The organism is Nonomuraea sp. NPDC049141 (assembly GCF_040648415.1).
Taxonomy (GTDB): Bacteria; Actinomycetota; Actinomycetes; order Streptosporangiales; family Streptosporangiaceae; genus Nonomuraea.
Window position 1 is genome coordinate 744,410 of the sequence record NZ_JBEZDR010000002.1, and the last position, 12,304, is coordinate 756,713.

Annotated in this window: 13 protein-coding genes; 8 read left to right on the forward strand and 5 right to left on the reverse strand. The window is 68.4% G+C overall.

Annotated elements, in window-relative coordinates; genetic code table 11:
• Window positions 1-114: 114 nt before the first annotated feature.
• Complete coding sequence (locus tag AB0B91_RS08270) at window positions 115-1,644, reverse strand: MFS transporter (protein ID WP_358317361.1); 1,530 nt, start codon at window positions 1,642-1,644, stop codon at window positions 115-117.
• Between the two features lie 102 nt (window positions 1,645-1,746).
• Here AB0B91_RS08270 and AB0B91_RS08275 point away from each other — a divergent pair, with 102 nt between their 5' ends.
• The 6 genes from AB0B91_RS08275 (at window position 1,747) to AB0B91_RS08300 (ending at window position 6,998) form a co-directional block, all read left to right on the forward strand.
• A complete protein-coding gene (locus AB0B91_RS08275; protein WP_358317363.1) occupies window positions 1,747-2,361 on the forward strand; it encodes a winged helix-turn-helix domain-containing protein in 615 nt (204 codons plus the stop codon).
• Window positions 2,362-2,580: 219 nt separating this feature from the next.
• Entirely contained in the window at window positions 2,581-3,555 is a 975-nt protein-coding gene (gene rpsB, locus AB0B91_RS08280; RefSeq protein ID WP_358317365.1) for a 30S ribosomal protein S2, read from the forward strand.
• A gap of 276 nt (window positions 3,556-3,831) precedes the next feature.
• The gene (gene tsf / locus AB0B91_RS08285; RefSeq protein WP_358317367.1) at window positions 3,832-4,665 is read left to right on the forward strand and encodes a translation elongation factor Ts; all 834 of its coding nucleotides are present in this window, start codon (window positions 3,832-3,834) and stop codon (window positions 4,663-4,665) included.
• Window positions 4,666-4,788: 123 nt separating this feature from the next.
• Window positions 4,789-5,487 carry a UMP kinase gene (gene pyrH / locus AB0B91_RS08290; protein WP_217709034.1) on the forward strand — a complete coding sequence of 233 codons (699 nt, stop codon included), beginning with the start codon at window positions 4,789-4,791 and terminating at the stop codon, window positions 5,485-5,487.
• 43 nt (window positions 5,488-5,530) lie between these two features.
• Window positions 5,531-6,088 (forward strand): ribosome recycling factor, encoded by a 558-nt coding sequence (frr, locus tag AB0B91_RS08295; RefSeq protein ID WP_358317369.1) that lies wholly within the window; start codon window positions 5,531-5,533, stop codon window positions 6,086-6,088.
• Window positions 6,089-6,158: 70 nt separating this feature from the next.
• On the forward strand, window positions 6,159-6,998 hold the full coding sequence (locus AB0B91_RS08300) for a phosphatidate cytidylyltransferase (protein WP_358317371.1): 840 nt from the start codon (window positions 6,159-6,161) through the stop codon (window positions 6,996-6,998).
• A gap of 238 nt (window positions 6,999-7,236) precedes the next feature.
• Here the strand turns inward: AB0B91_RS08300 and AB0B91_RS08305 are convergent, their stop codons facing one another.
• Entirely contained in the window at window positions 7,237-8,259 is a 1,023-nt protein-coding gene (locus AB0B91_RS08305; RefSeq protein WP_358317373.1) for a suppressor of fused domain protein, read from the reverse strand.
• 132 nt (window positions 8,260-8,391) lie between these two features.
• Between AB0B91_RS08305 and rlmN the strand changes: the two genes are divergently transcribed.
• Window positions 8,392-9,492, forward strand: coding sequence for a 23S rRNA (adenine(2503)-C(2))-methyltransferase RlmN (gene rlmN / locus AB0B91_RS08310; RefSeq protein WP_358317375.1), 1,101 nt, complete (start codon window positions 8,392-8,394; stop codon window positions 9,490-9,492).
• Between the two features lie 6 nt (window positions 9,493-9,498).
• Here rlmN and AB0B91_RS08315 read toward each other — a convergent pair whose 3' ends face one another.
• The 3 genes from AB0B91_RS08315 to AB0B91_RS08325 all read right to left on the reverse strand — a co-directional run bounded on the left by AB0B91_RS08315 (window position 9,499) and on the right by AB0B91_RS08325 (window position 11,613).
• A complete protein-coding gene (locus AB0B91_RS08315; protein WP_358317377.1) occupies window positions 9,499-10,200 on the reverse strand; it encodes an SGNH/GDSL hydrolase family protein in 702 nt (233 codons plus the stop codon).
• Between the two features lie 82 nt (window positions 10,201-10,282).
• Window positions 10,283-10,954 (reverse strand): hypothetical protein, encoded by a 672-nt coding sequence (locus AB0B91_RS08320; RefSeq protein ID WP_358317379.1) that lies wholly within the window; start codon window positions 10,952-10,954, stop codon window positions 10,283-10,285.
• On the reverse strand, window positions 10,951-11,613 hold the full coding sequence (locus tag AB0B91_RS08325; RefSeq protein ID WP_358317381.1) for an ATP-binding cassette domain-containing protein: 663 nt from the start codon (window positions 11,611-11,613) through the stop codon (window positions 10,951-10,953). Before AB0B91_RS08325 ends, AB0B91_RS08320 begins: the two co-directional genes overlap by 4 nt.
• Before the next feature lie 140 nt (window positions 11,614-11,753).
• Between AB0B91_RS08325 and AB0B91_RS08330 the strand changes: the two genes are divergently transcribed.
• Window positions 11,754-12,302 carry a DivIVA domain-containing protein gene (locus AB0B91_RS08330; RefSeq protein ID WP_358317383.1) on the forward strand — a complete coding sequence of 183 codons (549 nt, stop codon included), beginning with the start codon at window positions 11,754-11,756 and terminating at the stop codon, window positions 12,300-12,302.
• Window positions 12,303-12,304: the final 2 nt, after the last annotated feature.

Consider the following 12,304-nt stretch of genomic DNA (forward strand, 5'->3'; position numbering starts at 1 on the left):
CAAAGGAGATCAAGCGAAGGGGCGTGCCTGGCCAGGCGAAGGGTTGTGCTCGTTCGTCATGCTGTGTTCAGTTTTGTGTTCGTTCGTCATAGTCTGTCGGCGCGCCGGTGAATGTCAGCGGAGAGTGTCGTCAGACGAGCGTGCTTCCGCTGGAGCGGTGTGGGTCTTCGAGAGCTTGGGTGAGTGCTCGGGCGATTCTGGGTCCGTGGGATTCGACAAGCTGCGGTGACCGCGGGGGCGCAGGGGAGAGGCCCAGATCCAGATCGTGCTGAGCGCGATGCCGGCCGCGGAGACGATGATGACGGGACGCAGGCCCGCGAACTCCGCCAGCGCGCCGCCTGCGAGGCCGCCCAGGGCCAGGACCCCCTGTACGGCGAAGGTCAGGGTGGCGTTGACGCGGCCGCGGAGTTCGGGGGCGGTTTCGCGTAGGACGATCGCGCCCATGCAGGTGGCGAACGCGACCACGACGCCGCCCGTGATCGTGCCGGTGAGTGTGAGCAGGGTCAGTTTCCACCAGAGGGGGCCGCTGAGCAGGCCCACGGCCAGGATTTCGATCGGGAAGAAGAGTACGGAGACGAGCAGCACGCGGTTCTCGCCGTAGCGTTTGGCGGCGCGGGCGGTGATCCAGGCGCCAAGGAGGCCGCCGACGCCGCCGAGGGCGATGAGGGCGCCGATGAGGCCCCGGGGGATGCCGAGGGTGTTCACCATGTAGAGCATGTACACGGCCGTGTAGGCCATGGCGAAGAAGTTGATGGTGATGCCCGCGCCGAGGAGGGCGCGCAGGACGGGATGCGTGGTGCTGGCGCGGAGTCCTTCGGTCACGTCTCGCCACATGCCTCGGGAGGGGGAGGGCTCGTTCCGCTCTGGGGTACGGATCGAGCGCAGCAGCAGTGCGGAGGCCAGGAATGACAGCGCCTCCGCGAGCACCGCCAGAGGGGCCGTCAGGAGTTGTACGAGGAGTCCGGCCAGGCCGGGGCCGCCGACTGAGGCGACCGAATAGGAGGCGTGGAAGCCTGCCATCGCCTCCGTTCGCTGTTCGGGGGAGACGACCGCGGCCAGGTGGGGGAAGTTCGCGGCCTTGAAGAGTACGCCTGCTGAGCCGATGACCAAGGCGACGATGATCAACCAGAACGCGTTGAGTACGCCCAGGAGCCAGGCGAGGGGGACCGTCAGCGCGGCGGCGCAGGAGACGAGTTCGCAGGCGATCATGAGTGGGCGGTGGCGGGAGAGGCGGTCGGCTATCGCGCCTGACTGGAGGCCGAGGAATAGGGCGGGGAGTGAGGCGGCGGCTGTGAGGAGGCCCATTTCCATGGGGGAGGCGGTGAGGAGAGTGACGGCGGTCAGGGGGACGGCCAGCTTGGACACCTCGGAGCCGGTGATGGAGATGGTGCGGGCTGTCCAGAGCAGTCGATAGTCGCGCTGATTGCGGAGTGGTGCGAGGTCTGGCCCAGACAGAGGGTCCTTGGAGAAGGCCATGCCGCGGGTCGGAGAAGGAGGGCCAGCGGCGGGTGGGACAGCGGTGACGACGGTGGCCGGGACGACGGTGGCCGGGATGACGGTGGATGGGACGACGGTGGATGGGATGGGGGCGGACGGGGCGGACGGGGTGGACGTGGATGGGGTGGATGGGACGGGGTTGGGCATGGGAGGGCTCCTATTTGTGAAGGGAATGCTTCATAACTATGAAAGTAACCCTTCAGAGTTATGAAGGCAATGCTTCACGTCTCTTCCGGGTACCTTTGGGCCATGACGCGGGAGAGGGAGAGCCTCAGCGACCCCAAGGCGATGCGGGCTCTGGCGCACCCGGCCCGGCTGGCGATCCTGAATCGCCTCGGCATCGAGGGCAGTGCCACCGCCACCGAGGTCGCCGAGGTCGCCGGCATCACCCCGAGTGCCGCCAGCTATCACCTGCGCATGCTGGCCAAGTACGGATTCGTGGAGGATGCGCCGCCGCGCGGTGATGGGCGGGAGCGAGTCTGGAAGCCGGTGAGTACGCCCCTGTCGGTCGGTGTGCAGCCCGGCGATCAGCCGGAGGTGCGTGAGGCCAAGAACCTGCTGATCCAGGCATTTCGCAGGGAAGCGGACGAAGAGGCCCGGCGGGCACTGGAGAACATCGATCAGGAGCCCGAGGAGTGGCGCGCGGCGACCACCTTCAGCCGCCTGATGCTGAGGCTCGACGCCGAGGAGATGGCGCGGCTCAATGCGGAGGTCGAGAAGCTGTTCGAGCCGTACCTGGCGCGCAGTCGCGATGAGGGGGCGGCGCCTCCCGGTGCGAGGATCGCCGAGGCCCAGGTCAATCTTTTCCCGCACGTGAGGAGGGCGGCACCGGGGCTGCCCACGGAGGACCACGACGCGGGCTGACCCACAACGGTCAGGCCGGGGCGGCGTGGGAGGTAGACTTTTGGGTGGCCTGTTATCACTGGCCGACTTCGCATGCCCCATCGCGGACCGCGCCCTCGGTCCGAGCCACGGCTCGGCTGGAGCGGTTTCGGGGCATCAGGGCGGCAGCCACTGGGCTGCCGCAGCACAACCGAGAACTGCGCCCGCCCGCACGGGCGCCCAGACCTGGAGGACCATCACATGGCCCCCGTCGTCACCATGCGACAGCTGCTTGAGAGCGGCGTTCACTTCGGACACCAGACGCGCCGCTGGAACCCGAAGATGAAGCGCTTCATCTTCACCGAGCGCAACGGCATCTACATCATCGACCTGCAGAAGTCGCTGTCCTTCATCGACCGTGCCTACGACTTCGTCAAGGAGACCGTCGCCCACGGCGGCACGATCCTGTTCATCGGCACCAAGAAGCAGGCGCAGGAAGCGATCTCCGAGCAGGCGGCCCGCGTCGGCATGCCGTACGTCAACCAGCGCTGGCTGGGTGGCATGCTCACCAACTTCTCCACCGTGCACAAGAGGCTTCAGCGCCTGAAGGAGCTCGAGGAGCTCGACTTCGACAACGTCGCCGCATCCGGGCTCACCAAGAAGGAGCTCCTCATGCGCCGGCGCGAGAAGGACAAGCTCGAGCGCACGCTCGGCGGCATCCGTGACATGGGCCGCGTGCCCAGCGCGGTGTGGATCGTCGACACCAAGAAGGAGCACATCGCGATCAGCGAGGCCAAGAAGCTTGGCATCCCTGTCGTCGCGATCCTCGACACCAACTGCGACCCCGACGAGGTCGACTACCCGATCCCCGGCAACGACGACGCCATCCGCGCCGTCGGCCTGCTGACCAGGGTCGTCGCCGATGGTGTCGCGGCCGGTCTGATGGCCCGTTCGGGCGCCGCCCGTGGTGACGAGAAGCCCGCTGCCGCCGAGCCGCTGGCCGAGTGGGAGCGCGAGCTCATCGAGCAGGGCGCCGCCGAGCAGGCCGCTCCCGCTGAGGCCGCCGCTCCCGAGGCTGAGGTCGCTGCCCCTGAGGCTGAGGTCGCCGCCGAGGTTGAGGCTCCGGCTGAGGTCACGGCCGAGGCTGAGGTCGCTGCCCCTGAGGCTGAGGTCGCCGCCGAGGCTGAGGCCGCTCCGGCCGCCGCCGAGGGCGAGACCGAGCAGCAGCAGGCCTGATCGCGCACGCCTCGGGTAAAGCCGAGGCGACGAGCGGGTGCGTAGCAAAAGGCCGAGCGCGGCCAAGCGCAACCGCAGAGGCTGAGCCCGGCGGCGGGGTGGACACCCCGCCGCCGGGCAGGGCCGGAAGAGCCGGGCAAGGCCGCGAACGGCAGGGCTGGTGCCCGGTAAGAACCCGAGCTCCTGTACGGCAGCCGCCGGCCGTACGAACCATAGGGTGGGCGCCGGATCGCCGACACCACCCGATCCACGACGAAATCCCACAAGGAAAAAGCAATGGCTTCCGTGAACATGGCCGACGTCAAGCGGCTTCGCGAGATCACCGCTGCCGGCATGATGTCCTGCAAGAAGGCGCTCGAAGAGGCTGACGGCGACATCGACCGCGCCATCGAGCTGCTGCGCCTCAAGGGCGCCAAGGACGTGGGCAAGCGCGAGGCGCGCACCGCCTCCAACGGCCTGGTCGCGCTCAAGCAGGACGGCGACTCCGCCGCGGCGCTGCTGGAGCTCAACTGCGAGACCGACTTCGTGGCCAAGGCCGAGCGCTTCCAGGAGCTGGCCGGTCAGGTCGTCGCGCACACCCTGGCCACCAAGCCGGCCGATGTGGCGGCGCTGCTCGAGTCCTCGTTCGACGGCAAGTCCGTCAAGGAGCACCTCGACGAGGCCAACGTCGCGCTGGGCGAGAAGATCGAGATCCGCCGCTTCGCGGTGCTGGAGGGCGGCTACGTCGGCGCCTACATGCACCGCACCGACCCGGCGCTGCCGCCGGCCGTCGGCGTGCTGGTCCAGCTGGACAAGCCGAACGCCGAGGTCGCCAAGGACATCGCGCAGCACGCCGCCGCGATGGCCCCCCAGTACCTCAACGCCGCGTCCGTGCCCGCCGACGTCGTCGACAAGGAGCGCAAGCTCTTCGAGGAGATGACGCGCGAGGAGGGCAAGCCCGAGGCCGCCATCGGCAAGATCGTCGAGGGCCGCGTCAACGGCTGGTACAAGGACTTCACCCTGCTCCAGCAGGCGTTCGTCAAGGACAACAAGAAGACCGTCGGCAAGTACGCCGAGGAGAACGGCACCGAGGTGCTGGCCTTCGTTCGCTTCAAGGTCGGCCAGGCTTAGGCTTGAACGAAATTCCAGCCCATCGAACCGCCTAAGAGGGAGGCCGCCGCCGTGCAGGAGAACCAGGAGCCAGCTACGTCGGCGGCTTCTTCATATCAGAGCCCGCTCCGGTGGAAGCGGGTCATGCTGAAGCTGTCAGGTGAGGCGTTCGCCGGTGGCGATCCGCTGGGGATCGACCCGCTGGTGGTCGATCACCTGGCCGACTCGATCGCCGAGGCCGTACGCGAGGGTGTGCAGGTGGCGGTGGTGGTCGGCGGCGGCAACATGTTCCGCGGCGCGGCGCTGTCCGAGCAGGGCATCGATCGCGCCCGCGCCGACTACATGGGCATGCTGGGCACGGTCATCAACTGTCTCGCGCTGCAGGACTTCCTGGAGCGGCGGGGTGTCGAGACCCGCGTGCAGACCGCCATCACCATGCAGCAGGTCGCCGAGCCGTTCCTGCCGCGCCGCGCGATCAGGCACCTGGAGAAGGGCCGTGTGGTCATCTTCGGCGCCGGGCTCGGCTCGCCGTTCTTCTCCACCGACACCGCGGCGTCCCAGCGCGCCCTGGAGATCGGCGCCGAGGCGCTGCTCAAGGGCACGCAGGTTGACGGGGTCTACGACTCCGATCCGCGGAAGAATCCCGACGCGGTCAGGTTCGACCACCTCGACTACGGCGAGGTGCTGATCCGCGACCTCCAGGTCATGGACGCCACCGCGATCAGCCTGTGCAAGGACAACGACCTCCCGATCGTCGTCTTCGACTTGATGGGCGAGGGCAACATCCTGCGAGCGGTCCGTGGTGAGAAAATCGGCACGCTGGTGAGTCCCGCAGGCAAATGAGGGAGTGCGCCCGACATCGCCAGCTAGAAGACAGGGAGCCGCTGTGATCGACGAAACCCTCCTCGAAGCCGAGGAAAAGATGGACAAGGCCGTTGCGGTCGCGAAGGAGGACTTCGCGAGCATCCGGACGGGCCGGGTCACCCCTTCGATGTTCAACAAGATCAATGCCGAGTACTACGGCACGCCGACCCCGATCCAGCAGTTGGCCTCGTTCCACGTACCCGAGGCCCGCATGATCATCATCCAGCCCTACGACAAGGGCTCGATGTCTGCGATCGAGAAGGCGATCCGTGACTCCGACCTGGGCGTCAACCCCGGCAACGACGGGGCGGTGATCCGCGTGTCGTTCCCCGAGCTGTCGGAGGACCGGCGCAAGGAGTACATCAAGGTCGCCAGGAACAAGGGCGAGCACGCCAAGGTGTCCGTGCGCAACATCCGCCGCTCCGCCAAGGAGATCCTCGACAAGATGATCAAGGATGGCGAGGCGGGCGAGGACGAGGTCCGTCGCGCGGAGAAGGAGCTTGACGACATCACCCAGAAGCATGTCGCCAAGATCGACGATCTGCTCAAGCACAAGGAAACCGAGCTGCTCGAGGTCTGAGCGGCGCGCCGCACGGCCCTCGCCCGATGGCGGGGGCCGTGGCACAGGGAAGGCCCAGGGAAGAGACTCTGTGGAAGAACGTACGGCTGGCTCCAGCCCGAGCGGCGGCAGCCGTACCGGACGGAACCTCCCTGCCGCGATAGCGGTGGGCGTGGGGTTGGGCGCGCTGGTCATCGGCACGCTCTACACCGTCAAGGAGCTCTTTCTCCTGGTGCTGGTGGGTGCCGTGGGCGTCGGGGTGGTGGAGCTGACCCAGGCGTTCGGCAGCCGCGGCATCAAGGTGCCGACCGTGCCCGTGCTGGGCGGCATGACGGCGATGCTGGCCGGTGCCTACTGGGGTGGGCCTGTCTGGCTGCTCGGCGCGTTCGTGGTGGTCGTGTTCGTGCTGCTGATCTGGCGGATGTTCAGCGCCGGCACCGATGGATACGTACGTGACGCGACTGCCTCGGTGTTCATTCTGGTCTATCCGCCGCTGCTGGCCGGGTTCGCGGCGCTGCTGCTGGCGCCTGGTGACGGCCGGGAGCGGGTGGTCATCTTCATCGCGGTGACCGTGGCCAGCGATATCGGCGGCTACATCGCGGGTGTGCTGTTCGGTAAGCACCAGATGACCGTCATCAGCCCCAAGAAGACCTGGGAGGGGCTGGCCGGGTCCGTCATCGCGTGCGTCGTGGTGGGAGCCTGGCTGGTGAGCTGGCTCATGGGCGGGCAGTTCTGGCAGGGCGCCCTGATCGGCGCGCTCGCGGCGCTGCTGGCGACCGTCGGGGACCTGATCGAGTCGATGATCAAGCGTGATCTCGGCATCAAGGACCTGGGCTCGATCCTGCCTGGCCACGGCGGACTGATGGACCGGCTCGACTCGCTGGTGACCACGCTGGTGCCGGTCTGGCTGCTGATGACGCTGTTCTTCTGACATACCTCGCCCGCCGCGCTCCGCTCGTGACGCGACCGCGCCCGTCTGGCTCTGGTTCCGTATTCCGTGCGTCATCACGACTGGCCCATGTTTCCGCACTCCCCGCCGCACTTCGGCTGAGGTCCTTCTGGAGAGTGGGAGGGGTGATCGGAGGGGTCTTTCTGGCGAGCGGGAGCGGTGATCGCTGGGGTCCTTCCAAGCGACGCTGGTGACGAAGCGGTGCGTGTGGAAGACGCGGCTAGTGGCGTTGTTCTTCCATCGCCTCGGTGGTGACCGGCTGGAGCCAGAGCCAGCGGACGGTCTCGCCGCCGAAGGTGAATCCTGATAAATCAGGCATGGCGGGTGGGTCGGCCATCATCACCACCCCCGAGTACTGCGGGCCCAGCGGGAACGTGGCCGGCTCGTGATACCACTTGGCCGTGTGCCCGTGCCCCAGCCACGTGACCGAGTGCCACGGATACTGCGACAGCCACACGAGCAGCAGCGCCGCCTCGCGCGGATCCTCGCGGGTCGCCACGGCCAGCTCGATCCGGGCGTACGCGCCCGGCCGGTCGATCCACTGCTCCACGGTGGGCATCCGCTGGCAGCTCATCCCGACCGTTGACAGCACCGTGAACTCCCGATGCCCGTACGGCGGCCGCTCGGTGATGCCGATGGCCGGCAACCGCTCCCCGCTCGCGTCCCAGTAGCGGCCCGCGGGCCCGAGTGCCCGCTCCAGATGCCCCATGACGAACTGCTGGAACGACGCCCACGACCCATCCCCATACCGCCACCGCCAGTACGATCTGGCGTTGGCGATACGCGGCCGAAGCCCTTCGAGCGCCTCGGACAGCGCCCAGGCGAACGGCGTCTCACCCACGGCGTCACGGGCGTAGCCGGGCATGCCCCTGCTCATGTCGGCCCACCCGGGGATGACCGCCAGCAGATCGTCGTCCTCGTACACCGCGACCCCGTCGCCCTCCTCGAACCACAGTGCGGTGAGCTGCCCGAGCGGGCGGCGCCCGGCCGGGTGGGTGGTGTTGGCCCTGGGCATGAGCGGCGGCAGCCCGGAGTTGAGCCGGGCCAGATCGACGACCGGGGGCGCGGGACGGTGGTTGGCCAGCCACACGGCGCCGTGCACGGCGCCGTCGGGCGAGCACAGGTAAGCTACCGAGGCGTCCTCGTCCCGCTCGACCACGAGCGTTCGGCTGCCGTACGGGTTGCCGGCGGTGAGGACGACCTCGGTCTGCCCCTCGCCAGACGCCGACCGGAAAATCGCCATACGAGATGCACTCTAGATCGGCCCCCACCCTCATGCGAGGGCTACCGCCACCGGGAGCTCCCTCATGGAATGTCACTTGGGAGCCGAGCGTTCACTACCCTGGTCGGTAACCACCCAAGCAAAGGCAGAAACGTGTCCCAGCAGCCAGGTCAGCTCACCTTCGTCGCGCCGCGCAGGGCCAAGCCGGCTCGGCACCTGGCGGACCTGTCCATGCCTGACCGGCGTGCCGCGGTTGCCGAGCTCGGCGAGAAGGCGTTCCGCGCCGACCAGCTCTCCCGCCACTACTTCGAGCGCCTCAACGCCGACGTGCACGCGATGACCGACCTGCCCGCGGCGGCCCGCGACAAGCTGTCGGTGCTGCTGCCGTCGCTGCTCACCCCGGTCAAGGAGCTGACCACCGACGGCGGCACGACCCGCAAGACGCTGTGGCGGCTCTTCGACGGCGCGCTGGTCGAGTCGGTGCTCATGCGTTATCCCGACCGGGCGACGATCTGCGTGTCGTCGCAGGCCGGCTGCGGCATGAACTGCCCGTTCTGCGCGACGGGCCAGGCCGGGCTGACCCGCAACATGTCCACCGCCGAGATCGTCGAGCAGGTGGTCTCCGGCGCCCGCGCGCTGGCGGCGGGCGATGTGCCCGGCGGCCCCGGCCGGGTGAACAATGTGGTCTTCATGGGCATGGGCGAGCCGCTGGCCAACTACAAGCAGGTCATCGGGGCCGTGCGCCGCATGGTGGAGCCCGCCCCGCACGGTCTCGGCATCTCGGCGCGCGGCGTCACGGTCTCCACGGTCGGCCTGGTGCCCGCCATCGCCAAGCTGGCCGACGAGGGCCTGCCGGTGACGCTCGCGCTGTCCCTGCACGCGCCCGACGACGAGCTGCGCGACACGCTGGTGCCGATCAACACGCGCTGGAAGGTGGCGGAGGTGCTCGACGCCGCCTGGGCGTACGCGGCCAAGACCAAGCGGCGGGTCTCGATCGAGTACGCGCTGATCAAGGACATCAACGACCAGGAGTGGCGGGCCGACCTGCTCGGCAAGCTCGTACGCAACAAGCTGGTGCACGTCAACCTGATCCCGCTCAACCCGACGCCCGGCTCCAAGTGGACCGCCTCCCGGCCGGAGGACGAGCGGGCGTTCGTGCGCCGGCTCGAATTCCACGGCGTGCCGGTGACCGTCCGCGACACCCGCGGCCGCGAGATCGACGGCGCCTGCGGCCAGCTCGCCGCCGCCGAATAAGCAAGCTCAGGAAGCGCGGACGAACCCCTCGATCAGGTCCGCGATCATGCCGGCGCCCCGGCTGTTCAGGTGGACGGTGTCGGTGGTCAGCAGCAGGCCGCGGCTCTTGGCGATCGCGTCGAAGCCGCGCCCGAGAAAGAAGTGCTGCATCGCGGCGGTAGGCGCGAGCAGGCTGTCCGGCCGGTAGTGGACGCGCGGCGCGTGGTCCGTCTTCTCCAGGTACGCAACCATCTGCTCGTTGAGCGGAAGGTACGTCACGAACTGCTCGGCCGCGACCTTGCGCACGATCTCCCCGAACTCCGAGGTCCGCCGCAGCGCCACGGAGTCGAGGTCCTCCCCGAGCACCGGCGGGGAGATCAGCGCGATCCGTGCCCGCGTCTCGTCCTTGAGCCGGGTGGCGATGGCGGCGAGGTTCGCGGCGTATCCGTCGGGGGTCGGGTCTTCGGTGAGCTTCCACCGCTCGCGTAGCTTCTGGGCGGTCCGCTCGCCGAGTGTGGCGGTGGCGTCGTTGGTGCCGATGAGCACGGTGACCACGTCGGGGTCCTGGTCGACGACCTCGGAGAGCCGGTCGAGCACATGTGCGGAGACGTCGTAGTTGACGCCCGCGTTGAGCACAGTGCTGTCCGTCAGCCTGGACTCCAGCAGTTTCACATAGTTTCCGCTGACCTGACCACGCGTGATGCTGTCGCCTACACAGATCACCTTCATGACGCCTGCTCCTCATAGGTGGGTGAGTGCTCACTAACCTAGTGGCTCAAAGAGGCACGTGTGACGTTCCCTGAGGGTTTTTTCAGGGTCTGGTACGGCGCAGCCAGGCGTAGCAGGCCAGGCCGAGCAGGCACCAAACCAGCGAGATGGCCGCGAGCTCGGGCAGCCGGGCTGTCAGCTCGGCGGCGTTCGCGGACTTCATCCAGCCGACGAGAGGGATCGTGAGCCAGTACAAGGGCGAGGCGCTGACCACCAGCATGGCCAGGAAGCCCAGCAGCAGCGCGATGATGGAGATCGCGGGGGAGCGCAGGATCACCCGGCTGGTGAGCGCGCCGAACACGACGCCGGCCAGCGCGGCGATGCCGGACAACGTCAGGACGGCGGCGAACTCCCCGGGCGCCGGGGCGGCGCTGACGCCCAGCGCCAGCCCCCAGCCCAGGGTCAGCGCCACCAGCACCAGCGACGTCACGAGCGCCGCGAGCAGACCCGCGCCCAGCTCGCGCAGCCGCCCGCCCACGCTGATCTCCGACAGGGCCCGCTGCTGGTCGGGCTCGGTGTCGAGCAGGCTCCTGCTGGACCAGGCCAGGATCGGGATCGCCAGCACCACGCCGTCCGTGAGGACGGAGGTCTCGGCGCCCTTGGGCGCGCGGCTGCCGTAGACGATCGCGACCAGCACGAGCAGGAACAGCAGCGCCTGGTAGACGCGGTGCGACCGGACATAGGCGGCGACGCGGAACACGGTCAAAGCGATCATGGCTGCTCCTCGGTGACGATGTCGTGCACCCGGTAGCCCTCGTCACGCATCCTGGCGATGAACGACCGGACCTCGTCCACCGGCAGATCCACCCGTACGGTCGCCCGCTGCCCCACCGTGCCCTCCTTCACCCTGCCGTCCACCACGGTCCAGTGCCGGATGGAGGGAAGGTGGCGCAGGCCGCCCTGGTGGTCGCTGACCACCACGATGGCGCCGCCCTCGGAGAGTTCTGTGACGATGGACGGGAGCGCCTCGCGGGTGTCGGCGTCGAGCCCCGCGAACGGCTCGTCCAGGATGAGCAGGCCGGGGCCGCACATCAGCGCCTGGGTCAGCCCGACCTTGTGGGCGCTGCCCTTCGATAACTCGCTCAGCCGCAGGCCGAGCAGGTGGGCCATGCCGAGGCGCTCCGCCCAGGGCTCCCAGCGCGCGCCGCCGCGTACGCGGGACATGTGGCGCAGATAACCGGAGACCGTGAAGGGCTGTTCCATCGGGAAGCGGTCGGGGGCGAAGCCGACCACCGTAGGACGCTCGGTGATCGTGCCCGAGGAGGGCCGGGTGAGCCCGGCAAGCAGGCGGAGGAGCGTGGACTTGCCCGCGCCGTTGACGCCGGCGACCTCGATCACGTCACCGGGATCGAGGTGCGCGTCCACGTCTCGCATGACGGAAGGGTCACGTCTTCGATAACGGAAAGAGACCTTGGTCAATTGCATGGTTCAGAAACGGTATATCTCAGTTCGCATTGTCGGTGTAAAGAGCCCCACAATATGAGCAACCCCAGCACACCGCAGAAGGAGTGAGCTTGAACCGCTTTCCACGCGTCATGGGCATGCGTTCAGGCTATGACCCAGTCGAGGTCGACGCCCTGATCGGGCGGATCGAGGCGACGTTGGGCCGGGGGCCGCGCGAATTAGCGCAGGTCACGGCCGACGACGTGCGCGGGGCGACGTTCCGGGCCAAGCGTGGCGGCTATCAGGAGACCGCGGTGGACTTCGCGTTGGAGGCGTTCGTGGTGGCGCTGGAGACGCGGGCCAAGAGTCCCGTACGGCTGGCCATGACCGAGCCGACCGGTGAGATGCTGCGCGAGGAGTGGTTCGAGGCGCAGGCGGCACGGGTGGAGCGGGTGGCCTTCCGGCCCGGGCGGATGGGCACGGGCTACAACGAGGACGAGATCGACGCCTTCCTGGACCGGATCGTGGCCACGCTGCGCGGTACCACCGACTACCCGGTGACGGCCAAGAACGTCCGCGAGGCGAAGTTCTCGACCGTGCTGCTGCGGCCCGGCTACCTGATCGCGGACGTCGACTCGTTCCTGGCCGGCATCGCCGACGTCCTGGAACAACGCGCCTGATC